The following is a 26329-nucleotide window of genomic DNA, read 5'->3' on the forward strand; positions in this document are numbered from 1 at the left end:
TTTTCGGCATCCCCCCTTCCCCCTGCGTTAGCCTGCGTTCTTCTTCCGATGCTCCCCGATACACCCCTGCCAGCCGACCCGCCGGACGTGCCGCTCGCCGTCGACCTCGACGGGACGCTGGTGCGCACGGACACGCTCCACGAGAACCTGCTCGCCCTCTTCAAGCACGCCCCCTGGCTGCTGCTGCTGGTGCCGCTGTGGGTGCTCAGGGGCAAGGCCTTCTTCAAGGCGGAGGTGGCGCGGCGGGTGGCGCTGGACGCGGCGCGCCTGCCGTACAACGAGGAGCTGCTGGCCTTCCTCCACGAGGAGAGGGCGCGCGGCCGCCGGCTGGTGCTGGCCACCGCGGCGGACCGGCGCATCGCCGACGCCGTGGCCGCGCACCTGGGCCTCTTCTCCGAGGTCCATGCCAGCGACGGCACGGTGAACCTGTCCGGCGCGCGCAAGCTGGCGAAGCTGAAGGAGTCGCTGGGCACCTTCGACTACGCGGGCAATGACGGGGTGGACGTGCCGCTGTGGCGCGAGTCCCGGCAGGTGGTGGTGGTGCACGCCCCCGCCGACGTGCTGCGACGGGCGCGCGGGCTGGGCCGCGAGGTGCACCGCGTCTTCGAGCGCCCCCGCGTGGGCCCCCGCGTCTGGGTGAAGGCGCTGCGCGTGCACCAGTGGGCGAAGAACGCGCTCGTCTTCGTGCCCATGCTGGCCGCCCACAAGGCGCTGGATGCGGACCTGCTGGTGAAGGCGGTGCTGGGCTTCATCGCCTTCAGCCTGTGCGCCTCCAGCGTGTACGTGCTGAATGACCTGCTGGACCTGGACTCGGACCGCCGCCACCCGACGAAGTGCAAGCGCCCCTTCGCGGCGTGCGCGCTGCCGGTGAGCACGGGCGCGGTGCTGGCGCCCGCGCTGCTGCTGGCCGGGGCGGCGGTGTGCCTGCTGCTGCCGCCCGCCTTCTCCGCGCTGCTGGCCACGTACTACGCGCTGACGCTGGCGTACTCGCTGCGGCTGAAGCAGGTGGTGATGCTGGACGTGCTGGTGCTGGCGGGCCTGTACACGGTGCGAATCTTCGGCGGCTCGCTGGCGGTGGGCGTGCCCACGTCGAGCTGGCTGATGATGTTCAGCATGTTCCTCTTCCTCTCGCTGGCGCTGGTGAAGCGGCTGAGCGAGGTGCGGCGGCTGCGGCTGACCAACGAGGCGGCGGCCCACGGGCGCGGCTACCTGGCGCAGGACTACGAGCAGCTCGCCAGCCTGGGCGCCGCCGCGGGCCAGGTGTCCGTGCTGGTGCTGGCGCTCTACATCACCTCCAAGGAGGTGACGGCGCTGTACTCGCACCCCGAGCGGCTCTGGCTGCTGTGCCCGGTGATGCTCTACTGGGTGGGGCGGGTGTGGGTGCTGGCGCATCGCGGGCTGGTGAACGAGGACCCGCTCGTCTTCGCGCTGAGGGACCGGGTGAGCTACGCGGTGGGGCTCGTCTCGGCGCTGGTGCTATGGGTCGCCCGGTGAGAGGACTCGCGCGATGAAGGCTCTGGAGTCCTGGGGGCGCTATCCCCGCGTCGAACAACGGACGCAGCCGCTGGTGTGGCGCACCGACGCGCTGCCCCGGCCCGGCGGGACGCTGCTGCCCCATGGCCTGGGCCGCAGCTATGGCGACTCGTGCCTCAACGAGGGCGGGACGCTGCTGCTCACCTCGGGGCTGGACAGGCTCATCTCCTTCGACACGGCCACCGGCGTGGTGCGCTGCGAGGCGGGCGTCACGCTGGATACGCTGCTGCGGCTGGCGGCGCCGCGCGGCTGGTTCCTCCCGGTGACGCCGGGCACCAAGTTCGTCACGGTGGGCGGCGCCCTCGCCAACGACGTGCACGGGAAGAACCACCACCGGGGCGGCACCTTCGGCCGGTACGTGCGGCGCTTCGAGCTGGTGCGCTCGGACGGCAGCCGCCGGGTGTGCGCGCCGGACGAGAATCCGGACTGGTACGGGGCGACGATTGGCGGCCTGGGGCTCACCGGGCTCGTCACCTGGGCGGAGGTGCAGCTCAAGCCCATCAGCAACCCGTACGTGCTTCAGGAGACGGTGCCCTTCGGGAACCTGGACGAGTTCCTCGTCGTCGCCCGTGAGTCCGAGACAGACTACGAGTTCACCATGGCCTGGGTGGACTGCCTGGCCCGGGGGAAGAAGCTGGGGCGCGGCCTGCTGTACCGGGGCAACTTCGCGCCTCCGCAGTTCGACGGGCTGCCGCTGGCGAAGAGCCACCTGTCCCACGGCTCGGGGCTGGCGGTGCCCATGGACATGCCGGCCTTCTGCCTCAACCGGCTGTCGGTGTCCGCGTTCAACTGGCTCTACTACCACCGGCAGAACGGCAAGCCGAAGCAGCGGCTCACGCACTACGACCCGTTCTTCTACCCGCTGGACGCCATCTACGGGTGGAACCGCATCTACGGCAAGCGGGGCTTCCTCCAGTTCCAGTGCGTGGTGCCCTACACCACCGCACGCGACGCGCTGGCGGAAATCCTGGAGCGCAGCTCGCGCGGCGGGCTGCCCAGCTTCCTCTCCGTGCTGAAGACCTTCGGCGACCTTCCGTCTCCGGGGTGGATGTCCTTCCCCCGCCAGGGCGTGACGCTGGCCATGGACTTCGCCAACCGCGGCGAGAAGACGTGGCGGCTGGTGGAGGAGCTGGACAAGGTGACGCGCGAGGCGGGCGGCGCGGTGTACCCGGCGAAGGACGCGCGGATGAGCCCGGAGAGCTTCGCGGCGTACTTCCCCCGGCGGGAGGAGTTCTCCCGCTACCTGGACCCGGCCTTCTCCTCCTCCTTCTGGCGGCGGGTGAACCCGGTGGCCCTGCCCTTCTCCCTGGAGTCCGAGCGCGGCCCGGCGGCCTCGCGGCCCCAGTCCCTGCTTGCGATTCGCTGACCCCTCCCCGAGATTCCGCACCCCATGAAGAAAGTGCTCGTCCTCGGCGCCACCAGCGCCATTGCCCAGGCGACGGTGCGGCTGCTCGCCGCGCGCGGCGCCTCGCTGTACCTCGTCGGCCGCAACGCGGCGAACCTGGAGGCGGTGGCGCAGGATGCCACCACGCGCGGCGCGGCGAAGGTGGCAGCGCAGGCGGTGGACCTGAACGACTTCTCCGCGCACGAGGCGATGGTGGACGCGGCGTACACGGCGCTGGGCGGGCTGGACGGCGTGGTGCTGGCGCACGGCGTGCTGGGTGACCAGGCCGAGGCGCAGAAGTCCTGGGCCGCGACGGAGACGGTCCTGCGCACCAACTTCCTGAGCGCGGTGTCCCTGCTGACGGTGCTGGCCAACCGCTTCGAGGCGCAGAAGGCCGGGACGCTGGTGGTGATTTCGTCCGTGGCCGGAGACCGCGGCCGGCAGAGCAACTACGTGTACGGCGCGTCGAAGGGCGCGCTCAACGTGTTCCTCCAGGGCCTGCGCAACCGACTGGCGAAGTCCGGCGTGGCCGTCGTCACCGTGAAGCCCGGCTTCGTGGACACACCGATGACGGCGCACCTGCCGAAGAACAAGCTGTTCGCCTCGCCGGACAAGGTGGCGCGCGGGCTGCTGAGCGCCGCGGATGCGCGCAAGAACGAGGTCTACGTCCCCGGCATCTGGGCGCTCATCATGCTCATCATCCGGACGATTCCGGAGACCGTGTTCAAGCGGATGAAGCTGTAGCCGGGCGCGGGGGCAGGCCGCTTGTCAGAAGGGGCTGATATCCCCACACTTCGAGCATGGCCTACGGCGCGCGAAAGCAGGAGGGTCCCGCAACCCTTGCCGACCTCGAGGCTCTGCCGGAGGGCGTCGTGGGCGAGATCATCGATGGAACGCTGTATACGCATGCCCGTCCTGGGGACGGGCACATCTATTTCGGGCTGCGGCTTTTCGGCGAGCTGGATGGCCCCTTCCAGCTTGGAGTCAACGGGCCCGGAGGGTGGTGGCTCCGCATCGAGCCCGGGGTGCAGGTCGAGGGCTCTCCGGAGTTCATTCCGGACCTCGCCGGGTGGCGACGTGAGCGAGTCCCCGAGCCCCCCGAGGGACGGTGGGCCACCGCTCCAGATTGGGTCTGCGAGATTCTCTCTCCCGCGACGCGAGGCTATGACCGGCGCATCAAGCGCCCCTTCTATGCGCGCATCGGCGTCCAGCACCTCTGGTTCATCGACCTGGAGGAGCGAACGCTTTCCGTCAACAGGAGGGTGAACGGCCTCTGGACGGAGACGGGGGTCTACGGCGAGGAGGATGCGCTCGTTCGCGTGGCGCCATTCGAGGACGTGGAGCTGAGGCTGGGCTGGCTCTGGCAGTCCGTCTGGACCAGGCGCTGAGGCTTGTCGGTGAAGCTGCGGCGGAGCACCTCCATGAAGGGCACGCCGCAGGCACGCAGGAGCGACAGCAGCGTCGTCACCGCCCACGGAGACGGCGTCACGAAGTAGCGCTGGGGCGTCCGCCCAGGGAACGCGTCCTTCAACTCGCGCAGGCGGGCAAGGTACTCCACGCCCACGAGCCGCCGCTCCAGCCACTGCACCTGGCGAGAGAGCCCCGGTGAGCAGCCTTCCGTGTCCACGCCGTACAGCGGGCAGAACCCCAGCGAGAGCTGGGGGATGCCCTCTTCACGCAGGCGCGCCGCGAGCGTCGCCACGACGGAGTAGTACACGCCCCACAGCCGCGTCGGCTCGAAGCGGATGAGGTTGAGCAGGTAGCCCTGGACGCGGCCCTCACGGAAGTACGGGTCCAGCACCGCGTAGCCGAACACTCGCGAGTCAGGCCCCTGATGCAGGAGGAACAGCCGGGCGAGCCCGTCACCGTCGAGCGTCAGCGGCCGGTTGAGGAAGCGCATCTCCACCGGCACCGAGCTGCGGCGCAGGTAGGCGCGGGTGATGGCGTCGACCCTCGCACGCTCCTCGGCGCTCAGCGCCTCGGGACGGACCTCGCGCACCTCGAAGCCACCGCGCGCCGCCTTCCGGAGCGCGCCGCTCACCTTCGCGTCTCGCTCGGACTCCGGCGCGTCGAGCGCGAGGAGCTTGTCCACGCCCATGCCGCTGACGCGGTAGCGCGGCCCTCCCAGCCCGGCGGCGAGCGTCGCGACGTCCTGCTGCACATAGAAGAAGAGAGGACGCCTGCCCTCCTGGAGAAAGCGCTGGAGCAGCTCCGCCCGGTCGCTCGCCGCGCAGACCGGGGGACCGAGCGTCAGGTCGAACCCGAAGGCCCGCTGATAGGCGATGTAGCCGTACGAGGTCTCGAAGTACGAGAGGCCCGGCTGGAGCGTCGAGTAGGAAATCGGGTCGGCGCCGTGCGCTCGCACCAGGTCGTGCTTCACGCGTCCACGATACCGGGGCCGAGGGCCTGGGGCGAGACGCGGCCCCCGTGGCATAGTCGCGCGCGAATGAAGGGGGCGCGGCACATGACCGACGGACGGGCGTTACCTGGCGTGGACCTCACACCGGACGCCCTGGCGGGACCTTCCCTGGAGCGGCTGTGCGAGCTGGCGGCGCGCGACCAGTGGCGGCTCGAGGACCTGGACTGGAGCTCGGTGGACGTCTCGGCGCTGCCGGAGCCCTTCCGGCAGACCGCGGCCGATGCCTTCGCACAGCTCCAGTGGGGCGAGCAGACCGCCCTCTTCGCCGCCATGCGCCTGATGGAGCTGCTCCCCGAGGGTGCCGCGCGTACCTTCCTCGCCACCCAGCGGACGGACGAAGCCCGCCATGTGGCCTTCTTCGAGCGCGTCGTCCGCCTCTTCGGGTGCGAGGGGCGGGTGCGGCCCTCCGTCCTCCGGCTGATGCAGGAGGTGCGGGAGGCGGAGACGCCCGAGGCGCTGCTGCTCGGCATGCAGGTGCTCATCGAGGGCGTGGCGCACTCCATGTTCCTGGAGGCGGTGAAGCTCGTGGAGGCGATGGGCGACATTGAGGAGTTCGACAGCTCGATTCGCGCGCTGAAGACGCTGGTGGCGGAGTCCATGCCCCGGCTGGCGCGGGACGAGAGCCGCCACATCGCCTTCGGCCTGCACTCCCTGCGGCGACTCATTCCCCAGTTGGACGGCGCGGCGCGCCTGCGGCTGGAGGAGAAGGTGGCCCTGTGGGGCGAGTGGCTGCTGGAGCAGGTGCGCGACCCGGACCTCGTGGTGGGCATCGGCATGGACGGAGACGCGCTCTGTGGACGGCTCATCGAGGACCTGAACCTGCGCATCGGCCAGGTCGGGCTCGCCACGCGGCTGGCTCCACTGAGGGCGGAGGGATGAACACCGAGCGCGCAATCCAGGAGCGGATGGGCTTCTTCGTGAAGCACGGACGCCTGGACCGGCTGCCATCCCCGTGGCAGGTCCGCGTGGGCGGGCTGGCGATGCTGCCCGTCACCCTGAGCGAGAGCGAGCGGGAGCGGCAGCGCAGCCGAAGCACCTGGATGGGGCAGGTGCCCATCCGCGTCCCGCTCCAGCTGCTCTACAACCCGCGCCAGCTCCTCGCGGACTCCGGGCTCACCCAAAGCCCGACGAGCGTCGTCCGGCACGTGGTCAGCGTGTACCACGAGGACGCGTTCCTCGGTTACGACCTGCAGCTGTTGCAGTCCCACCCGGGCGGCCTGGCCCTGCTGCGCGAGGAGGCGTCGAAGGTCGTCGAGGGCCGCACGCGCTGGGCGTCATACCTGCGGGGGCTGGTGGCCTGGCCGGGCTACCACGCGCGGCTGGTGGAGCTGGCCGAGGCCGCCGAGCGCTTCGAGTACCCGGACGCGCTGGACGTGGACCCGCGCTTCGCCACGCTCGTCGGCTTCGCGCGGTTCTGTGGCTCCATGCCGGACTGGCCGGAGCGCGGCTTCTACGGCTTCGACCTCGACAAGCTGGTGCGGCGATGGAAGTAGGGCCTGGCGCGCTCGAAGCGGTGGACTTCGAGTTCCAGCGACGCCACGTCGGGTGGATTGCGCGAGCGCTCCACACGTGGTTCCGCGTGGACGTGCAGGGGATGGAGCACCTGCCCTCTGGGCCGTTCCTCGGCGTGGGCAATCACAGCGGCGCGGTGATGATTCCGGACACGCTGGTGTGGATGGGCACGTACCACACGTCCGGCCGCGAGCCTCCGCTGGTGACGCTGGCCCATGACGCCATGTTCGATGCCTACCCGCAGCCGCTCGCGCGCTCGCTGGCGAAGCTGGGCGCGGTGCGGGCCCGGAGGGACATCGCGCTGGAGGCGCTCCGCCAGGGCTACGCCGTGCAGGTGTACCCGGGCGGAGACCACGACGCGTGCCGGAGCTTCTCGCGCAGGAACGAGGTCGTCTTCGCCGGCCGCAAGGGCTACGTGGAGCTGGCGCGCGAGGCCGGGGTGCCCATCGTCCCCGTGGTCTGCGTGGGCGGGCACGAGGCGCTCATCGTCTTGTGGGATGGGGCCTCGCTGGCGCGAAGGCTCGGGTTCGACCGCCGCTTCCGGCTGAAGACCTTCCCACTGTCCCTGAGCCTTCCCTGGGGACTGTGGCTCGGGCCGCTGCCGGGCTACCTGCCACTGCCGGCGAGAATCAGCGTGCGGGTGCTGCCGCCCATCTCTCCCGACGAGGGGGACGTGGACGCAGTGGACGCGCGGGTGCGGACATCCATGCAGTGCGCGGCCGATGCGCTGGCGAGGGGGCGATGTTTCCCATGGCTCGGATGAAGGTTTCCCGGTTCGACGAAGCGCTGGACGTGAGTACCGCGACCGAGGCGGAGCTCGGCGCCCGGCTGGAGCGGCTCTGGGACCAGGAGCCGCTGCTGCGGCCCCGGCCGGAGATGCACGACTACCAGCTCACGTACCCGCCCGCGGTCCAGATGGAGAAGCGTCCCGGCTACCAGCGCGCTCCCACGGACGCGGAGTACCTGAGCGAGGCGGTGGGCGCATTCGGCGCGGGCGGGTACTACTTCCACTTCGGCTTCTGCAAGTACCGCTGCCGCTACTGCTTCCACTACGAGTTGCTGACGAAGCACACCGACGACCTGATGTCGCGGTACGTGAATGCGCTCTCGCTGGAGATGCGACGCGTCCGGGAGCTGACGCCGGGCCTCAAGCGCGCGCTGTACTTCCTGGGCGGCGGCACGCCCACCGCCCTGCCCCTGCACCTGCTGGAGCGGTTCCTGGAGCGGCTGCTGTTCCACTTCGGCCCGCCGATGACGTCGATGAGCACCGTGGAGGCGAAGCCGGTGACGGCCTCCGAGGAGAAGCTCCAGGCGCTGGTGCGGGCGGGCTTCCGCCGCATCAACCTGGGCGTGCAGACGCTGGACCCGGAGCTGTACGCCTTCCACCACCAGAAGGAGGAGCTGCGCATCGCCTTCGACGCGATTGAGCGCGCCCGGCGCGTGGGGTTCGAGTTCGTCAACATCGACATCATGACGGGGCTGGAACGCCAGACGCCCGAGTCCTGGAGGAAGACGCTCGCGGAGCTGGAGCGGCTGGCCACCAGCGGCGCGGTGGACAGCGTCTTCATCTACCCGTACCACGATGACCCACGCAGCGGGACGTACGGCAAGCCCGGCGCGGTGCCCTCGTGGGTGCAGACGGCGCACAGCGATGCGCAGGCGCGGGCGCTGTTCACACGGCTCGGCTGGAAGGAGCTGGGAGCGCGGTTCTACCGCTCGCCCCGACACGTGCGGCGCGAGCTGTTCGAGCTGGCCCGGGTGCGCGTCAATCCCGCGTACGGCGAGGTGCTGTACCACGGGCTCGGGAACTCGAGCTTCTCCATTGGGGACCGGGCCACGTTCCTGAACCACCGTGACGTGAATGACTACTGCACGGCGGTGGAGAAGGGCGGGCTGGGTATCGCGTACTGGAGGACGCTCGACGACTCGCAGCGGGCGACGCGGGATGTGACGTTCGACATCCTCTACAGCCCGTTCACCCGGGTGCGCTCGCGCGCGAAGAAGTACGGCGCGGAGACGATGGCGCATCACCGCGAGCTGCTGGCGCGCTGGTCGGAGCTGGGCCTGGGCCAGGAGAACCGGCTGCTTGGCACGTTCAGCCTGACGCCGCTGGGCAAGCTGGTGCACCAGCAGCTCATTCCCCAGCACTACCTGCCCGAGGACCGCCGCGAGCTGGCGGAGGCCATGGAGCTGCGCCAGCAGGCGGGCCGGAAGTACCGGGGGTATTGAGAATGGCGGAACGTGAGCCCCTTTGGGTTCCTGGGTGCCTGGTGCGAGGCCATTTCTCTCGGCCACGAGCATCCATTGCAGGAGGAGTGACGCCCCTCTGACGCCTGATGCTCCGAAGCGCAATCGGGCTTCAGCTGCATGCGGAGTACCGGAGGCATGGTTGCAGGATGGAGGGTGATTTTGGGCGTCCTCCTGGCATTGGCTACGCTGCCCCAGCCCGCCATGACCACCGCCTCTCCCCTCTCGCCCGCCCCGGAGCCGCTCGCTCCCGCCCCCTCCACTCCCGAGCCGAGAGCCTCCGCCGCGCCCACGCCGAAGGCCTGGGGCCTCGCGCGACGCATCGCCTTCCGCGTCGCCTTCGCGTACCTGTTCCTCTATTCACTCCCATCCCCGGTGAGCTCCCTGCCTGGGATGGAGTTCCTCCCCAAAGCCTTCGACAGCGTCTGGCACGCCGTCGTGCCCTGGGTGGGCAAGCACGTGCTGCGCCTGGGCACGGACATCACCGTGTTCCCCAACGGCAGCGGCGACACCACGTACAACTACGTAATCCTGCCCGTGCTCCTGGCGGTCAGCGTGCTGGTGGCCGCCGTCTGGTCCGTCGTCGACCGGCGCCGCACCGAGTACGACAAGGCGCACGACGTGCTGCGCGTCTACCTCCGCTACGTGCTGGCCATCAGCATGCTGTCCTACGGCATGGCCAAGGTCTTCAAGATGCAGTTCGCCTTCCCCGGTCCGGAGCGGATGGTTGAGCCGCTGGGCGAGTTCTCTCCCATGGGCCTGCTGTGGGCCTTCATGGGGTACTCGAAGGGTTACAACCTCTTCACCGGCGGCGCGGAGATGCTGGGCGGCTTCCTGCTGCTCGCCCGCCGCACCACCACGCTGGGGGCGCTCGTCGTCATCGGAGTGATGACCAACGTGGTAGCGCTGAACTTCTTCTATGACGTCCCCGTCAAGCTCTACTCGTCGCACCTGCTGCTGATGGCGGTGTTCCTGCTGCTGCCAGACGTCCAGCGGCTCCTGGGCGTCCTCCTGCTCAACCGCCCCACCGAGGCCCGGACGCTCGGCACGCCCTTCTCCTTCTCCCGGCGGGAGCGGTGGGGCCTGCTCGCCTTGAAGGCGCTGTTCCTCGTCACCGTGGGGTGGTCGTTCTACGAAGAGCGCAGTGGGTTCACTTCGAGGTACAGCGACTCCGCGCCACGGATCGAGCTCTACGGGCTCTATGAAGTCGAGTCCTTCACCCGCGATGGACAGGTTTTGCCGCCGCTACTGGGCGACACCACGCGGTGGCGCTATGTGGCCGTCAACCGCTACGGCCGGGTGACGCTCCGGATGATGGATGACAGCGTGAAGCGCTTCGGGCTGCAGCATGACGCGCAGAAGCTGACGGCCACGCTCACCGAGAGCGGCGGGGACACGGCGAAGAAGTCCGTGCTCACGTACTCCCGGCCGGACGCGGAGCACCTGGTCTTCCAGGGCACCTTCCAGGACGCTCTCATCGAGGTCCGCCTCAAGAAGGTGGACGCGTCCAAGCACCTGCTCGTCAACCGCGGCTTCAACTGGATTCAGGAGTACCCATTCAACCGCTGAGCCGGGCTCACTCGCGGCTGGAGGCGGGCGCCGGGGCTGTCTCCAGCGAGGGCACGTCGCGGCCCTCGCCGAAGCCCAGGGCCCAGAAGCGCGGGCGGACCGGCTCCCGCGCCACCAGCCGCAGCAGCAGGTACTTCGCCTCGTCCTGACCATCCAGCGCCAGTGCGAAGGTGCCGTAGTGCATCGCCACCGACGTGGCCGAGCGCAGCACCTTGTGCGCCAGGAGGGCCTCCTTCGGCCCCATGTGCACCGGCCGGAAGGCGGTGGGCCGGAAGGCGCCAATGGGCAGCACCGACAGCCGCATGGGGCCGAAGCGCTCGGCCATCATCGCGAACTGCGGGCCATAGCCCGTGTCCCCCGCGAAGAGCACCGGCCCGCCCGTGGTGGACAGCACGAAGCCCGCCCACAGCGCCGCGGACACGTCCGTCAGCCCCCGGTTGGAGCGGTGCTGCGCCGGCACCGCCGTCACCGTCCGCCCCGGTGCCACCTCCGTGGCCTGCCACCAGTCGAGCTCCACCACACTGCCGAAGCCCTCGCCGTCCAGCAGCGCCTTGTTGCCCAGGCCCACGATGAAGCGCGGCCGGTGCTTCTCCTCCAGCCGCCGCAGCGTGGGCAGGTCCATGTGGTCGTAGTGGTTGTGGCTCACCAGCACCACGTCGATGGGCGGCAGGTCCTCGAAGCGGATGCCCGGCGGGCGCACGCGGTGGGGGCCCACGAAGGGCACCGGGCTCGGCCGGTCCGAGTAGATGGGGTCCGTCAGCACGTTCAGCCCGTCCGCCTGGAGCAGCACCGTGGCGTGGTTGATGAACGTGACGCGCAGCTGGCCCGGGCCCACGCGCTCCGGCGGCGGCTTGCCGGGGGCAACGTCCTCGTAGTCGCGCCACGCGCCCCGGGGCTCCGTGCGCAACGCCTCCAGGACATCGCCCGGGTCGAGCCGGCGCACGGGCTGCAGGTTCTGGAACTGCTCGCCGTCGAAGTGGTCCGTCACCGGGCCCTCGTGGCGAGAGCCGGCGAAGAGGCAGCCCTGGAGCCAGGGCCCGCACAGCAGGAGCAGGAGCGCGAGGCGCTTCGTCATCGGCGGAGAAGAATCCTGGAGAGGCGACATGGTGCATGCGCTCCGTGAGGCTGGGAGTCCCGGCGCGGCCCCGGCTCCCGATACTCCTCGTTCAAGCATGAAAGGACGTCAAAGGGTGCGAGCCGGCGTCGGCCCGGCCGGCCGCCCCACGGGCGGAGTATCGACGCCCCCATGCCCGCCAGCCAGGGGGCTTGTTGCGGTGACCTGGGGGGCTTCCCACGTTCGGGTCATGAACTCTGTCCCTGTGACGAGTGAACCGGAGCTGGACCCGTCGGACCCCTACGCTCGCGAGGCGCAGACCTTCCCACGCCTCAGCCCCGAGATGGCGGAGCGGGTCGCCGCCTACGGCACCGAGGAGCGCCTGCCCGGTGGCACCCTCCTCTTCAAGCGCGGAGACCGGAGCGTCGACTTCTTCTTCGTCCTCGAAGGGGTCGTCGAACTCTTCGACCTCGACGAGGAAGACCAGCCCCGCGTCTTCGCCGTCCAGGGCGCGCAGCAGTTCACCGGCGAGTTGGACCTCTTCACGGACCACCAGATTCTCGTGAGCGGCCGCGCCCAGGGCGACTGCCACGTGGTCCGGGTCAAGTCGCAGGACTTCCGCCGGCTGGTGAGCACCGAGTCCGACATCGGTGAAATCATCATGCGCGCGTTCATCCTGCGTCGCGTCGGGCTCATCCGGCACTCGCAGGCCGGCGTGGTGCTGATTGGCTCCGGCCATGGCGCCGACACGCTCCGCTTGCAACGCTTCCTCACCCGCAATGGCTATCCCCACCGGCTCCTCGACACCGACGTCGACCCGGGGGCCAGCGGCTTCCTGAACTGCTTCCAGCTCACCCCCGCCCAGCTCCCGGTGGTCATCGCCCCGGGTAGGAACGTCTTCCGGAATCCATCCAACGCCGCGCTCGCGGATGACCTGGGCTTCAGCGAGCTGGTGGACCCCTCGCATGTCCATGACGTGGCCGTGGTCGGCGCCGGCCCCGCGGGGCTGGCCGCGGCGGTGTACGCCGCCTCGGAGGGGCTGGAGACTGTCGTCGTCGAGTCGCTGGCGCCCGGGGGGCAGGCGGGGACCAGCTCGAAAATCGAGAACTACCTCGGCTTTCCCACCGGCATCTCCGGCCAGGCGCTCGCCGGGAGGGCGCAGGTGCAGGCACGGAAGTTCGGGGCGCGGCTCATCATCTCCCGCTCCGTCTCCGGCATCGACTGCGAGCAGGTGCCCTACCGCTTGCGGCTGGACGACGGCCGCACCGTGGCCGCGCGCTCGGTGGTCATCGCCACCGGGGCTCGCTACCGCAAGCTCGACGTGCCCGACCTCGCGCGCTTCGAGGGACAGGGCATCCACTACGCGGCGACGGCCATGGAGTCCAGCCTGTGCACGGGCGAGGAGGTCATCGTCGTGGGCGGGGGAAACTCCGCCGGCCAGGCCGCCGTGTTCCTCTCCCGCACGGTGGCCAGGCTCCACCTGCTCGTGCGCGCCGGAGGGCTCGCGACGACGATGTCCGACTACCTCGTCCAGCGCATCCACTCCTCGCCGCGAATCGAGCTGCACACGCGCACCGAAATCACCGCGCTCTCAGGGGACAGGTTCCTGCGAGAGGTGACGTGGGTGCACCGACCCACGGGGGAGACGAGCACGCACCGCATCGGCAACGTGTTCGTGATGATTGGCGCCGAGCCCAACACGGAGTGGCTGAACGGCTGCCTCGAGCTCGACAGCAAGGGCTTCGTCCGGACGGGACAGGATGCGCAGGGCCGCGCGCTCGCCTCACCGTATGCGACCACACGTTCCGGCATCTACGCGGTGGGCGATGTGCGCTCGGGTTCGGTGAAGCGCGTGGCGTCGGGCGTGGGTGAGGGCTCCGTGGTGGTGCAGGCGATTCACGGCTTCCTGCACCCGGTGGGAGTCTGAGCCACTTCCTTCTGGTGACGTCAGCGCTGCCAGAAAGAGGTGAGCTTCAGGGGAAGCGCGTCGAAGGGCTCGGCGTGCACCGCGGCATTGCCCGAATGCGTACCGAGCAGCAGCCAGCTTCCGCCCTCCAACCGGTAGACCTCCAGCGTCTGGGGACGCGGGTCCACGAGCCACAGGTGCCGCACCCCCTCGCGCGCGTACACGGCCATCTTCCCGGCCCGGTCCAGCTTCTCTGTGGAGGGAGAAAGCACCTCGCAGAGCCAGTCAGGTGCGAGTTCCACTCCGACGACGTCCGGCAATTCGGGCATGCGCTCTCGCCGCCATCCCGCGAGGTCTGGCACCAGGACATCGCCACCCAGGTGCAATTCAGGCTCGGGGATGAAGACCCAGCCTCCGGGCCCCTCCTGCCCTGGTTCATCATCGAACGGCATCAGCCGCTTACCGAGCCGGAAGGCCGCCCGTCCGTGAACCATTCGAGGGCGGGGGCTCACGTACAGCTCACCGTCGATGATTTCGCCGACGACGTGCGGCGGGAGGCGCTCCAGCGCCTCGTATGCGCTTCCCGGTCGTGACGGCTTGTCGCTCATGTCCTCAGGATGCGGCTCCTCGTACCGCGTCGCAAGCCGCCCCTCCCCCTCCACCTGGATGTCATCGCTCATGTGTCTAGCATGCGCCATACCTCTGACATCCTGTTTGGGTCGGAAGACTCCACAGGTCCCTACTGGGCTTTCTCATCTACCCCACTTGAATGCCGGGCGCGGCAGCAGCCGCCAGGACCTCAGTCCTCATGCCAGGAGCAGGAATGCGTCTTCGTCTTTTCGTGGTGGCCGTGCCCGTACTGATGGCCGTGGGATGCGGCGGCACCAGCAGCCACACCGTCAAGGATGTCGGGGCCGACTACCGCCTCTCGGAGCACCCGGAGCAGGGGTTGGTCATCGTCTCCACCCGCTTCTCCACCGACTGCAAGAATGGGGAGAACCCTTCCGCTGCGCTCGAGTACGAGGACTCCGTATACATGCGCAGGAGCACGGGCGTGATTCCCGTGAACGACCTGCACCTCGCACACGACTTCCAAGCACCTCCCGGCCACTTCTCCGTGAAGGCGCTCAACGAAGGGGCGTATCAGATCCGACGCCTGAGCATCGGACACATCATGCCCATCACCAAGGAGACACGAACCCCGTTCGAGGTCGAGGCCGGCACGGCTATCTATCTAGGCGAAGTCCACTTCAAGCTCACCAACTGCGGCCCCTTCCCGTCCATCACCACCCAGGTCACCGACCAGTGGGAGCGGGACAGCCAGCTCCTTCAACAGAAGATGAAGAACATCCGTGCGGAAGAGGTCGTCAAGAGGTTGATCTCGACCCGAACCGGGAAGCGGTAGCACGCTCACGACAGCAACACCGAAGGAGCAAGGACTCCGCGGCAACGGCCATGGAGTCGAGCCCGTGCATGCCGGAGGGCTCCGTGGTGTGCAGGCGATTCACGGCATCCCGCACCCGGTGGGAGTCTGAGCCGTCCCTCCCCGGGTCAGCGCCGCCAGAGCGAGCCCAACTTCACGGGAAGCGCCTCGAACGGCTCGGCGTGGACAGTGAGGTCACCCGTGTGCGTGCCGAGCAGGAGCCACTTTCCGCCCTCCAGCCGGTAGACCTCCAGCGTCTGGGGACGCGGGTCCGCGAGCCACAGGTGCTTCACTCCCTCCCGTGCGTAGACCGCCATCTTCCGGGCCCGGTCCAGCTTCTCGGTGGAAGGGGAGAGCACCTCGCAGAGCCAGTCAGGAGCAAGCTCCACTCCGACGACATCCGGCAGCTCGAGCATGCGCTCGCGTCGCCAGCCCGCGAGGTCGGGGACCAGCACATCTTCGCCCAAGTGCAGTTCAGGCTCGGGAACGAAGATCCAGCCTCCGGGGCCTTTACGCTCCGATTGGTTGTCGAATGGCATGAGCTGGTCGCCGAGCAGGAAGGCCGCCCGTCCGTGAATCATTCGAGGGCGAGGACTCACGTACAGCTCGCCGTCGATGATTTCGCCGACGACGTTCGGCGGGAGGCGCTCCAGCGCCTCGTATGCAAGCTCCCGTCGTGTCGGCTTGTCACTCATGCCCTCAGGATGCGGCTCCGCGTACCTCCTCGCAAGCCGCCCCTCCCCCTCCACCTGGATGTCCTCGCGCATGTGTCTAGCATGCGCCATACCTCTGACATCCTGAACGAATCAGGAAATCCCAGAGGTCACATGACCACAGTGCTCCCTCCCCGGAAGGCCGCCCCATGAGAAAGCCCCCGGGCTCTCCACGAACCCGGGGGCACCTTGCCACGAGAGAGGGCGTGTCCCCGCCCTAGCCCTTGTTGTCCTTGTCGACGACGTTGTCCACGCCGTCCTTGTCGTCGTCGCCCGGCGGCTCCTTGCCGTCCGGCAGGCCGTCGTTGTCGCTGTCCACGTCGAGCACGTTCGGCAGGCCGTCCCCGTCCGCGTCGCCCTGGACCTCTTCCTTGTCCGGCAGCCCGTCACCGTCCTGGTCGCCCTTCGTGTCGAGCGGAACCTCGAACACCTCCGTGTTCGTCCGTCCCGAGCCGCTGCACTTGCCGTCACCCGGGTAGATGGCCGTGGCAGACCACTTGCCGCCCGCCACGGTGAGCCGGTAGTCCTCGAAGGTGCCGCCGGTGGTCGTCGTCACCGTCTGGTAGACGGGGTTGCCTGCGCCATCCGTGTAGCGCAGGAGGAACTTCTGGCCCGGCCGCTCGGGCTTCGTGTAGCCCTTCACGCGGATGAGGCCACAGCTCTCGGGCGGCTTCTTCGGGTCGTAGAAGTAGACCCTGCTCTTCTTGTCCGGCTCCAGGTGATACGCGGGGAACTCCTTGCAGCTCACCTTCTGCACTTCCGTCGACTCGATGACCACCGTGGTGCGGCGCATGAGCGGCGTGCGCACGGTGGCGCCACCCAGCCGCACCAGCGTGTCCCCGCGCGGCACCCACGCGGTGACGTGGGCGTCGTGCTTGACGCAGTCCTTGTCCTTCTCGTCGGGCTGGAACTTGAGGTGCCCCTCCAACAGCTCGCCCGGCTTCACCATGGCCTTCCTCGGCCCGAAGTCCTGCTTCCAGTGCGCGGGCAGGCCCTCATAGCGGAAGTACACGAGCTGCGGCTTCTCCCCCGCGTTCTTGAACTGGAAGCCGAAGTCCACCTCGTCATACGGACTGGCGTGGCTGGACGGCTTCACCCAGAGGTTCTGCTGGGCGTCGTTGTCGCTGGCGTTGGTGTCGTAGGTCATCCTGCGCAGCTGCACCTTCACGCAGTTGTGCGGGTCATCCACGCCCACGGGCTTCCACACCACGTAGATGTCCCGGAACTCGCCCGAGGGAATCACGGGGATGATGACGCTCTTGTACAGGTCGAACGAGCCCACGCCATCCACGGTGTGGTACGGCGCGGAGAGCAGGAAGCGGACCTCGGTGTCGTACGCATCCGCCGGGCCGTCGTTGTAGACGCGGGCGTAGATGCGGTTGTCCTGGTCCGCGATGGGCCGCTCGTCCACCTGCGTCGTGTTGTAGCCGCCCCCGTCCTCCTGGTTGTCCACCCAGATGTCCGGGCTCGTCCAGGGCGGGTTGCCCACGCGGATGCGCACGTTGTAGTCCACGGGCGGCGTGTAATCGACGGTGACGTCATAGCCGCCGTTGGAGGGGCGCTCGGCGGCCACGCGCACGCTGATGCCCGTGCCCGGAGGCGCGTCCGTGCCGCCCACGCCCAGCGCCGCGTCGCCCACCGTCGTGGCCGGAGTCCTGTCACGAATGACCACCGGCACCTGGCCCTGCGGAATCGCCTTGTTGGCGTAGTACACGAGCACGCCCTTGCCCGGCACCGTCTGGTCCCGGTTCGCCAGCGCCTGCGTGCGCGCCTCCACCCAGTAGAAGTGCGTCTCCTCCTCGAAGGAAGTCACACCCGGCGTCAGGCCGATGGCGATGGCGCCGTACTGCCCCGCCACCAGCGTGCTCTGGAAGCTGACCGGAATGGCCGGCTGGCCCGTGCGGGGCGAGGTCCCCGGCGGCCGGGGGATGAAGAAAACCTGCCCGCCGCTGCTCGTCACCCACGAGGCGTACTGCTTGGACCACACCAGCGGGTGCGCTCCCTCGAAGGGCAGCGCCATGTTGTCCCACCGGTTGGCGGGCTCGGCGACGGGGAACTCCACATTCTCGTGGGCGAACAGGTCCACGAGCCCGAACTGGTGCGAGTAGCCGTGGGCATACTGCGCCAGGGAGTTGCTCGGCCCCTGGATGGAGACGGAGAGCCAGCGGGTGTTGCCTCCGACGACGTAGGGCCAGTTGCCCGTCGTGGCCCAGTCCCGCGTGAAGGCCGGGTCGTTCACCACGAGGATGACCCGGTCAATGTCATCCTCGGGGTCCGAGGTGGCGCCGTCCAGCGCGCCGGGCTCGAGGGCCAGCAGCCCGCCCAGCGCGTCCGTGGCCAGCTCCACCAGCGGCGTCTGCGTGTCCGTGTAGTAGTGGGTGCTGTTGTGGGTCAGCGCCAGGGGGTTCTTGTACACGGGCACCAGCGTGGCCAGGTTGTAGCTGACCTCGTTGATCCACTGCGTCAGCGCGTCGACGCGCTCGGTGACGGTGGCCTCGTCCGCGCTGCCGGAGACGTCCGGGAAGTTCACCCGGAGGACCAGCGTGTCCTGGACGCCATCCGGGAACGGGCCCCGGCTCACCTGGGCCGGACGGAGCGCGAGGTTGTTGTTCTTGCGCACCTCGTCCAGCCCCGTGGCGGGCGTCAGCCGGTCATAGAGGTTGGACACGCGCGCCGTCAGCAGGAAGCGGCCGTCAGCCGCCGTGGCGTCCTCCGGCGCGGGAGGCCGGAAGATGATGGGGCCCACCACGGTGACGCCGTGGACCGTCGTCACGGCGCCGGGCACGGTGGGCACGGTGGCCAGGTTGCCGGGCACGTTGACGGTGGCGCTGGAGTAGCTCTCGAAGAAGCCGGCGTCGCTCCAGTTCGTGGGGAAGACGAGCGGCGAGGCCGGGTCCCCCCAGTACAGCCGCACGGCGGAGTTGGTGGCGGGCGCGCTGTTGCGGTTGCGCACCATCACATAGACGTAGTTGTTGGTGCCGTGGCGCGGCTGCTCGAAGGCGTAGAACCCCAGCCCCTGCTGGGCCGCGGTGGCCAGATTCACGTCCGGCCGGTGGCGCACCAGGATGTCCGGGGAGGACAGGGTGAAGCTCGTCCCGGTGGGCTCCGTGCCGGTGTCTCCCAGGTAGTCGCGCACGTACAAGTCGAACGGCTTCGGCGCGCCCGAGCCCAGGAAGGCCACCAGCCGCGCGGCGTCCGAGTCGATGACGAACACGCGCCCCAGCCCGTCAATCTCCAGCTTCTGCGGCGAGGTGAACAGGGGGGCGATGCCCAGGGTGGAGTCGAAGCTCCCATCCGGGCGGAAGACGGTGACGCGGTGGTTCTGCGCGTCGGCCACCCACATCATCCCGTCCGGCGCCACGGCGACGTCGCGCGGGCTGCGGAACTGCGAGGTGCCCGTGCCCATGGAGCCGAAGCGCAGGGGCGCGCCCACCGCGGGGATTTTGACAATCTGGTTGTTGCCCGTGTCCGCCACGTAGAAGGTGCCATCCGGGCCCACGTCGAACCCGCTGGCGCCGAACCACGTGGGGTCCGAGTGCGCGACTTCCCAGCTCGTGTCGTTCGGCCCGTCCGCCACGAGGATGCGGCTGTTGCCCGAGTCGAGCAGGTACACCCGGCCCAGCGGCCCCACGGCGAGGTCCTTCGGCTGGGTGATATTCACACCCGCCACGGTGTTGCGCGTGGCGGAGGCGAAGGCCGCGTCGTACGTGTAGCTGGAGGTGGCGGCGTTCCACCGGTACAGCTCCACCTCACCGCCCACGCTGTCCAGCGCGTAGAGGTTGCCCTGCGCGTCGGCGGCCACGCCCTGGGGCTGGTTGAGGGCCTGCTCCTGGGCGGGGTCCGCCACGAAGCCGACCTCCGACCAGGTGGGGGTGCCTCCCGCGAGGGTGGAGATGTCCGTGTACTTGATGCGCCGGTGGGCGGTGTCCGCCACCAGCACGCGCCCGTTCAGCTCGTCGACGCCCACGCCGAAGGGAATGAGGAAGTCGCCGGTGACGGGGTTGGGCGCGCCGGCATCGGCCGCGCCGCCGCCCAGGGAGGTCTGACTCCAGAAGAGGGAGAGACCTGCGAGCAAGGCAAGAGGACGCCGCACCGCCCGGAGGCGGTGGGTGGGACGGTTGGGGCTCACGGAAGGGAGTCCTTTCTGGGAATTACTTGTCGAGGAGGAACCGGGCGCGAGCCACGGAGGCCTTGTGCTTCGTGGACTTGGAATTCTTCGTCACGTAGTCCGTCAGGACGGACTTCCCGTCGGACCAGCGTGACACCTCCATCAGCGCCAACTCGCGGACGGCATCGTCCGTGTCGTCCAGGAACGTGAGCGTCTCCTGCTTCGCGAGCTCGGGGCCCCGGCGCGAGAAGGTGTTCAGCGACAGCCGCCGCAGCCCGGGGCTGGTGGCCTTGCCGGCCTCGGCCACATGGCGGCCCAGGCGCGCATCCCACGGCATCTTCTCCGCCGGCTGCGACGTCAGGTAGGCGAGCACGGAGGCACGCACGGCCTCCGCCTCTGGCTTGCCTTCCACGGACTCCCAGATGTCCGAGAGGGCGGAGGCCCGCGCCTTGGCCGCCACCTCCTTCTCGAAGCGGGCGAAGGCGCTGAGCCGCGCGAGGCCATCATCGGTGGCGAAGTCGCGGCCGAGCTCCACGGCGCTCGTCTGGGCCAGGGCCACGGTGGAGACGGTGAGTGCCAGGACAGCAAGCAGGCGCCGGTTCATGGGTTCCTCAGGAAGCGCGTGGAGCGCGCACGGGTAATCTGCTGCACGGTGTGGACGGCGGTGTCGTCCCACAGCCGCTTGGTGTTGAGATGGGTCCGGGGGTTGGTGATGATGGTCCCGCCCCTCATCAGGTTGTAGATGGCGTGGGTGCCGCCGTAGTGCCCGCCACCGGCCCAGCCGGCCGTCGCGCCACTGGCCTCGCCCGCCGTCAGGGTGGCGTTGGTGAGCATGTGGCCCACCTCGTGCGCGCCCGTGTCGCCGATGGCGGCGGCCCGCCCCGCCGCGACGACGAAGTTCCTGGCGGGGGAGCCCGCGGGAATCCACCCATCCGGGAAGGACTCGCCGCGGTTGCCGGTGTTCAGGTTGCCCACGAACATGAGGTACACCGTGTTGGTGTTGGTGGGCCCGGCGGGGTCCACGCCGCGCACCAGGTTGATGAGCGCGAGCTGGTCCGCCGAGGGCGCGAGGCCTCCGTACCCTCCGCCGAAGCTGGCGACGTTGTTCAGGTTCACCGGGCTGCCGGCGGGCAGGGTGATGACGTCCGTGGCGGCGGTGTGGACGATTTCCACGCGAATCCCCGCGGCGATGTACTGCTCCCGGAGAATCTCCGTCACCAGGTCCACGGTGGCCGCGGGGACGGCGGGGATGTTCAGGTTGTTGGGGTCCTGGAAGTTGAAGACGCGGACCGTCATCACCCGGCGCTCCTCGGGGGCGCGCTGGAAGAGCGGCGTCCTGAGCAGGGTGGCCGGCGTCGCGGGGTCGACGCCCTGGTACCTCGCCACCACGCGGCCGTCCGGGTTCTTCGCCTGGCGGACGCGGTGGTTCGCCGTGTTGTAGGCCGCGTTGCCCGGGTGGGCCGTGAGCCCCGAGTTGGTGGGGACGTCCCGGTCAATCTGGTCCGCCACCACCATCACCGCCTGGGACACGAACACGCCCGTGTTGGGCCCCGTCTCGGTGAGGGTGAGGTTGCGGTTGGTGGCCGGGAAGTCCATGTTGGTGACGCCGTCCGCCTCGGTGGTGAACCACTCCAGGGGGTACTCCTCCGCCGTGGCGGCGTTGGTGTTCCGCGCCGCGTCCGTCAGTTGGTAGTAGAAGCGGCGGGAGTCGCGCCCGATGAAGTTCTCCGGGTTGGCGACGGCCGTGAGGCGCGCCTGGTCCGACTCGTTGTAGAGCGTGTTGATGGCGCCGAGGGCGTCCGCCGCCACGCGGAAGGCGAAGTCCCACAGGCCCACCCGGACGAAGAGCGTGGACGTGTCCGCCGCGGTGACGCGGAAGTCACCGTTGGTGTCCTGCATCGTCTCCAGCTTCCACTGGTTGAGCTTCAGCTCCTTGCGCGGCAGCGCGGCGCCGGAGGGCGGCTGGTACTCCACCCGAAGCTGGGGCGAGCCGGGCGTGAGGGCCTCGACGTAGACCTGCGCGGGGATGGCGTCCGCGGGGATGTTGAACGTCTTCGGCAGCACCAGTTGGCCGGTCTTGTTCGCGGTCGTCCAGACCTTGAGCTGGGCCGGCGCGTCCGCGGTCAGGGTGAGCTGGCCGTTCACCCGGGGCTGGAAGCGGAGCGTGACGGCCACCAGGTCATTCTCAGTGGCGGGCGCGGGCGCCTGGGCCGAGTCCACGACACCGTTGGCGTCGTCATCGTCCGAGTTGACCGCGACGGGCAGGCCGGTGGTGGGAATGGCGTGGCCGGGGAGCTCCAGCGCCAGGTCGTAGAGGTAGAAGGGCACGCGCGGGGACACGCCCAGCGAGCGACCGCTCCGGAAGGCCTCGACCTCCATCTGGTAGCGACCCGGAGCCTGGGGCGTGGAGCCCACCCGGCCGTTCCAGGAGAAGGCGCCGAGGGCGGCGGCGCTCGGCGTGTTGCCACGCGTCACCACGTTGCCCGACGTGTTGAGGACACGCCATTCCAGGCTGGAGATGGAGAGGGCCCCATCCACGCGGTAGTCGAACGTCACGGAGCCCGTGCCCGCCACCACCTTCGCATGCTCGAGGTGGGGCGCGGTGCTGGCGAGCTGGAGAGAGACTGTCTCGGTCTGGATGGCCTGGGGTTGGAGGCCGGAGTAGATGGTGGGCGCCAGCACGTAGTCGAGCAGCGTCACGCGCACGTCGTAGCGGCCGGTGGGCGGCCGGGTGCCGGCGTTGGTGTACCCGTTCCAGTTGAAGACCAGGGGCAGGCCCTTGGTCATCGGCGAGACGTTCAGCTCCATCGCGGAGTACACGGGCGTGCTGCTGCCCGAGGGGAAGACCTCCAGCAGCGTGTACATGCCGAAGGCAAACAGCGGGTTGTCATAGAGCGTGGAGTCGATGTGGTAGTAGATGTCGATGTCCGCGCTGTCGAAGGACTGGACGATGGCGGGCGTGCCGGTGGTGGGCGCGTCCACGCAGAGGCCCGCGGCGCAGTTGCCGATGGTGACACCCGTCTCCGCGAAGCCCGTCTGCGCGGGCGAGTCGTCATCGGTCACGGTGAGGCGAATCTTCCAGAAGCCCTGGCAGACCGGCGGGACAGCGGCGCCCGCGGGGTAGAGGGTGAGGACTCTGGCCGAGGGGCCGCTCGGCAGCGACGGCGCGGCGCACCCGACGGGCGGCACCGCGGACCAGGCGTACTGCGTGATTCCCAGGCCCGCGCCGGGCGTGCCCGTCACCACGTTGTCGAGGTCGAAGCTGATGGAGCCGTCCACCACGATGGCGCCGGGCAGCACGCCGGCGAGGTTGACGAGGTACCAGGCGGAGCCGCTGACGATGGCGGTGGGCAGCGTCTGCGGGGGGACCACCGTGACGGTGTGCCGGGTGCGCGCGACGTTGGTCTCACCGTCCTGCACCTCCAGCTCGAACTGCCACTGGCCCTGCTGCATGTCACCCCAGTCCAGCGACAGTGTGGAGCCGTTGGCGGGGACGTTGAACACCTCGTCCACGCGGCCGGTGGTGAAGGCGCCCCACGCGTCCGGGGGGATGTCCACCACGTACCAGGTGTAGCGGACGATGCCCGGGGAGATGCCCTGGACGGGGCTGCCGTCCGTCACGTGGCAGCGGTTGGCCTGGGAGGGGCACGGGGAGTCGGGGTCATTGGAGCCACGCCCGTCCAGCACCAGGGGGAACTCCAGCAGGCGGATGGAGCTCGGCCCGGCGATGTTCGCGGTGGGCACGTCATCCACGACGATGATGCGGTTCTCCTGGACGGACTCGTTCTCGTCATCGGTGGCGGTGAGGCGGAGTACCCAGGTGCCGGCGGAGTTCGCCGTGGTGGCGCGGGTGACGGAGGCGGCGGTGCCCAGCACGGTGAGGGGCGCCACGCTCGCGGACTGGGGCGCCTGGAGGACCTCCCACTTGAAGGTGAGGTTGCCGCCGTCGTCATCGGTGGTGATGGTGGTGGCCGCCTGGAGGGCCTGGCCGACGTCGATTTCGGTGGGGCCAGTGAAGGAGATGCGCGGCTTCTTGTTGCGCACGATGACTGTGACCGTCTCGGAGTCGGTGGCGTTCTCGTTGTCCTTCGCCGTGACGCGGAAGCGCCAGGTGCCCACGTGGATGCCGGTGGTGGGGAGGTTGATGCCCGCCGTGGTGGCGTAGCCCGTCGTGGGCGCGAGGCCCGAGCGGGTGGGGGCCTCAATCAGGTCCCACGAGAAGGTCAGCGCGCCGCCGTCCACGTCGTTGGTGGGCGCCGCCGTGAGGCTGATGGGCTGGGTGGCGTCAAGCTCCGTGGACCCGGTGACGCTGATGTTCGGAGGGACGTTGGGGACGGTGAACGAGTGGGTGAAGGACTTCAGCTCGCCCTCGTTGTCGGCGATGTCCACCGCGAACTGGTAGTTGCCGATGTCGCGGTCGCTCGTGAAGGTGATGGTGGGGTTGGCGGTGTTGGCGGCCGCCAGCGTGGCAGTGGACATGGGGGGCTTGCTGACGATGCGCCAGGCATGGGTCAGCGAGCCGCCATCGGCGTCAGCAGCGTTGGAGCGGAGCGTGACGGTGGCGTTCCACGCGGGCGTGGGCGTGTGGTTGAGGCTGGCGGTGGGCGGCGAGTTGACGACGGTGATGCGGAACGCGACGGGGTTGGTGAAGTTCCTCACCCCCGCGAGGTCACAGACGACGTTGCACGGCGGGAACGACGCGCTCACGCAGTAGGCGGGGTCGACGTGGGTGCCGTTGCAGACGATGGTCTTCAGGCCCAGGTCCCGCAGCGAGTTGAAGCGCAGGTTGAAGTGGAACTCGGGCTGGCCGTTCCCCGTCGAGTCGAAGATGGGGCACGCCGCGGGCGAGGAGATGGGATTGGACGTCGCCACGCCCGGGTCCCCGGAGCCCGGGGCAATCTGCACCGAGGGCGCGGGCGAGAAGCCCGTCTGGCTGCAGGTGACGTTGAAGGGCCAGAGGTAGCCGTCTTCGGCGAACTCGAAGTACCCCTCCGTGGTCTTGACCTGCTGGGGTCCGGCGAAGTCACCGGCCTGACTGGTGAAGGCCGCGAGGAGCAGGGCGAGGCCTGCCATCCATGGGATGCGGTTCAAGGTGGTTCTCCAGGTGGTGGCGGAGCTCATGGGCGCGGGCGGCTCTGCTTGGAGGCGGGAGTGGCGGGCGCGCCAGCCGGGACGGGCTGCGGCGGCACCGAGGTGGACGGGAGGCTGAAGGAGAGCTGCGAAGTGGCGGCGCCGGGCTTGAGCAGGTCCTTGAGCAGGGCCGCGTAGCGCTCGGCGAAGAGGTTCTTGATGACGACCTTGGAGCGGAGCTCTCCGAGCAGGGACTTGAACCGGGCATCCGCGTACAGCCGCTCGAGCCAGGCCTGGATTTCGGGCTGGGCGTCCTCGAACTTCCGGTCCAGTTCGGGGAGGACTTCATGAACGAGCAGGAAGCAGTAGCCGTCCTTCGTCTCGAGGATGTCGGTGAGCTCTCCGGGCTTGCGCACCACGAGCGCCTTCCAGACGTGGGACTCCAGCGTGGCCTCCGTCAGGTCCACCCGGGCGCCGCCGAGGGCGCGGGTGGCGCCGCTCGAGGACTCGCGGGCGGCGTCGGCGAAGGCCACCTTGCCCTGGTGCACCTTCTCCAGCAGGTCCTTGGCCTTGCTGTAGCCGTCCTGGCCGGAGGACGTGCACACCTCGCTCGCGTTCACCCGCTTGGGCTGGTGGTACAGCCCGGGGTGGCTCTCGTAGTGGCGCTTCACCTCGTCGGAGGAGACCGCCCAGGAGGAGTCCTTCTTCGCCAGTCGCTCTCGCAGCAGGCGCTGGCGGATGTCGCCGCGGATGGCCGTGCTGCCGTCCGGCGTGTTCTCCACGTACTGCTTGAAGGCGTCGGAGGTGGGGAAGGACTGCTCGAAGGCCGCGTAGGCCGCGTCGAGGTCCTTCGTGCTCACCTCCACGCCCTCGGCCTTCGCGGCCGCGTCGGTGACGGCTTCATCGATGAGCTTCTGGACGAGCGCGTTCTTGAGCAGGAGCGCATCCGCGTCCGGGACGCGGCCATCGGTGCTGGTGGCCCGCGAGGTGGTGAAGGCCAGGAGGCGGTTGAAGCGCTCCAGCGAGACGGGCTTGTCGTTGACGAGGGCGACCTCCTGCTGCTCGGGGAGGTCCAGCCGGTCCGGGGCGGAGAAGGCCACGAAGCCGCCCAGGACGACGGGGAGCAGGCCAGCGGCGAACAACCACCGGCGGACAGGGGTTCGAGAACGAGGACGCGAAGATGTGGCTTCCATGGTCACCGGGAGCGGCTGGCAGGAACGGAGCCGCGGCGGGCCGGCCCTGGAGCAAGGACCGGGCCCAAGGCACCGTGGACCTCCAGCGCGGCGCTTCCCGAGGGAGTGAGCCGTGCGCAACCAGGTTGCCTGCGTCAGCGTGTTGCCTGCGAGGCAACGGTGCCGGAGCGCTATGTGGCCTGGGGGACCACGCGTGAC

Annotated in this window: 19 protein-coding genes; 11 read left to right on the forward strand and 8 right to left on the reverse strand. The window is 69.4% G+C overall.

Features of this window, described 5'->3' with window-relative positions; genetic code table 11:
- Nucleotides 1-48 precede the first annotated feature (48 nt).
- From G4D85_RS43925 to G4D85_RS43940, 4 genes are all read left to right on the forward strand, one after another.
- A complete protein-coding gene (locus G4D85_RS43925; RefSeq protein WP_164020265.1) occupies nt 49-1494 on the forward strand; it encodes a UbiA family prenyltransferase in 1446 nt (481 codons plus the stop codon).
- A 13-nt stretch (nt 1495-1507) separates the two neighbouring features.
- Nucleotides 1508-2899 (forward strand): FAD-binding oxidoreductase, encoded by a 1392-nt coding sequence (locus G4D85_RS43930; RefSeq protein WP_164020266.1) that lies wholly within the window; start codon nt 1508-1510, stop codon nt 2897-2899.
- 24 nt (nt 2900-2923) lie between these two features.
- The gene (locus tag G4D85_RS43935) at nt 2924-3661 is read left to right on the forward strand and encodes an SDR family oxidoreductase (protein WP_164020267.1); all 738 of its coding nucleotides are present in this window, start codon (nt 2924-2926) and stop codon (nt 3659-3661) included.
- A gap of 128 nt (nt 3662-3789) precedes the next feature.
- Nucleotides 3790-4305 (forward strand): Uma2 family endonuclease, encoded by a 516-nt coding sequence (locus G4D85_RS43940; RefSeq protein WP_338052947.1) that lies wholly within the window; start codon nt 3790-3792, stop codon nt 4303-4305.
- Here G4D85_RS43940 and G4D85_RS43945 read toward each other — a convergent pair.
- The gene (locus G4D85_RS43945) at nt 4209-5297 is read right to left on the reverse strand and encodes a phosphatidylglycerol lysyltransferase domain-containing protein (RefSeq protein WP_164020269.1); all 1089 of its coding nucleotides are present in this window, start codon (nt 5295-5297) and stop codon (nt 4209-4211) included. The two genes, G4D85_RS43940 and G4D85_RS43945, sit on opposite strands and share 97 nt — an antisense overlap.
- An 84-nt stretch (nt 5298-5381) precedes the next feature.
- Here G4D85_RS43945 and G4D85_RS43950 point away from each other — a divergent pair, with 84 nt between their 5' ends.
- From G4D85_RS43950 to G4D85_RS43970, 5 genes are all read left to right on the forward strand, one after another.
- Nucleotides 5382-6215 carry a diiron oxygenase gene (locus tag G4D85_RS43950; RefSeq protein WP_164020270.1) on the forward strand — a complete coding sequence of 278 codons (834 nt, stop codon included), beginning with the start codon at nt 5382-5384 and terminating at the stop codon, nt 6213-6215.
- Nucleotides 6212-6829 (forward strand): hypothetical protein, encoded by a 618-nt coding sequence (locus tag G4D85_RS43955; RefSeq protein WP_164020271.1) that lies wholly within the window; start codon nt 6212-6214, stop codon nt 6827-6829. The genes G4D85_RS43950 and G4D85_RS43955 overlap by 4 nt, the downstream gene beginning before the upstream one ends.
- Nucleotides 6820-7611 carry a lysophospholipid acyltransferase family protein gene (locus G4D85_RS43960; protein ID WP_164020272.1) on the forward strand — a complete coding sequence of 264 codons (792 nt, stop codon included), beginning with the start codon at nt 6820-6822 and terminating at the stop codon, nt 7609-7611. The genes G4D85_RS43955 and G4D85_RS43960 overlap by 10 nt, the downstream gene beginning before the upstream one ends.
- The gene (locus G4D85_RS43965; protein WP_205525973.1) at nt 7599-9077 is read left to right on the forward strand and encodes a radical SAM protein; all 1479 of its coding nucleotides are present in this window, start codon (nt 7599-7601) and stop codon (nt 9075-9077) included. The genes G4D85_RS43960 and G4D85_RS43965 overlap by 13 nt, the downstream gene beginning before the upstream one ends.
- Nucleotides 9078-9251: 174 nt before the next feature.
- Nucleotides 9252-10664, forward strand: coding sequence for a DoxX family protein (locus G4D85_RS43970; protein WP_240359865.1), 1413 nt, complete (start codon nt 9252-9254; stop codon nt 10662-10664).
- A gap of 7 nt (nt 10665-10671) precedes the next feature.
- Here the strand turns inward: G4D85_RS43970 and G4D85_RS43975 are convergent, their stop codons facing one another.
- Nucleotides 10672-11739 (reverse strand): MBL fold metallo-hydrolase, encoded by a 1068-nt coding sequence (locus G4D85_RS43975; protein WP_205525974.1) that lies wholly within the window; start codon nt 11737-11739, stop codon nt 10672-10674.
- A 229-nt stretch (nt 11740-11968) separates the two neighbouring features.
- On the opposite strand from G4D85_RS43975, the gene G4D85_RS43980 reads away from it, so the two are divergent.
- Nucleotides 11969-13645 carry an FAD-dependent oxidoreductase gene (locus G4D85_RS43980; protein WP_164020276.1) on the forward strand — a complete coding sequence of 559 codons (1677 nt, stop codon included), beginning with the start codon at nt 11969-11971 and terminating at the stop codon, nt 13643-13645.
- 20 nt (nt 13646-13665) lie between these two features.
- Here the strand turns inward: G4D85_RS43980 and G4D85_RS43985 are convergent, their stop codons facing one another.
- Nucleotides 13666-14232, reverse strand: a complete 567-nt coding sequence (locus G4D85_RS43985) for a Uma2 family endonuclease (RefSeq protein ID WP_205525976.1) — start codon at nt 14230-14232, stop codon at nt 13666-13668.
- A gap of 215 nt (nt 14233-14447) precedes the next feature.
- On the opposite strand from G4D85_RS43985, the gene G4D85_RS43990 reads away from it, so the two are divergent.
- Nucleotides 14448-15029, forward strand: coding sequence for a hypothetical protein (locus G4D85_RS43990; protein ID WP_164020278.1), 582 nt, complete (start codon nt 14448-14450; stop codon nt 15027-15029).
- A 146-nt stretch (nt 15030-15175) separates the two neighbouring features.
- Here G4D85_RS43990 and G4D85_RS43995 read toward each other — a convergent pair whose 3' ends face one another.
- From G4D85_RS43995 to G4D85_RS44015, 5 genes are all read right to left on the reverse strand, one after another.
- The gene (locus tag G4D85_RS43995; RefSeq protein ID WP_164020279.1) at nt 15176-15742 is read right to left on the reverse strand and encodes a Uma2 family endonuclease; all 567 of its coding nucleotides are present in this window, start codon (nt 15740-15742) and stop codon (nt 15176-15178) included.
- 235 nt (nt 15743-15977) lie between these two features.
- Nucleotides 15978-19835 (reverse strand): NHL repeat-containing protein, encoded by a 3858-nt coding sequence (locus G4D85_RS44000; RefSeq protein WP_164020280.1) that lies wholly within the window; start codon nt 19833-19835, stop codon nt 15978-15980.
- Nucleotides 19836-19911: 76 nt separating this feature from the next.
- Nucleotides 19912-20472 (reverse strand): hypothetical protein, encoded by a 561-nt coding sequence (locus G4D85_RS44005; protein WP_164020281.1) that lies wholly within the window; start codon nt 20470-20472, stop codon nt 19912-19914.
- Nucleotides 20469-24959, reverse strand: a complete 4491-nt coding sequence (locus G4D85_RS44010; protein WP_164020282.1) for a PKD domain-containing protein — start codon at nt 24957-24959, stop codon at nt 20469-20471. The genes G4D85_RS44005 and G4D85_RS44010 overlap by 4 nt, the downstream gene beginning before the upstream one ends.
- Before the next feature lie 26 nt (nt 24960-24985).
- A complete protein-coding gene (locus tag G4D85_RS44015) occupies nt 24986-26080 on the reverse strand; it encodes a peptidylprolyl isomerase (protein ID WP_164020283.1) in 1095 nt (364 codons plus the stop codon).
- Nucleotides 26081-26329: the final 249 nt, after the last annotated feature.

The sequence above is a fragment of the Pyxidicoccus trucidator genome (genome assembly GCF_010894435.1).
Classification (GTDB): domain Bacteria; phylum Myxococcota; class Myxococcia; order Myxococcales; family Myxococcaceae; genus Myxococcus; species Myxococcus trucidator.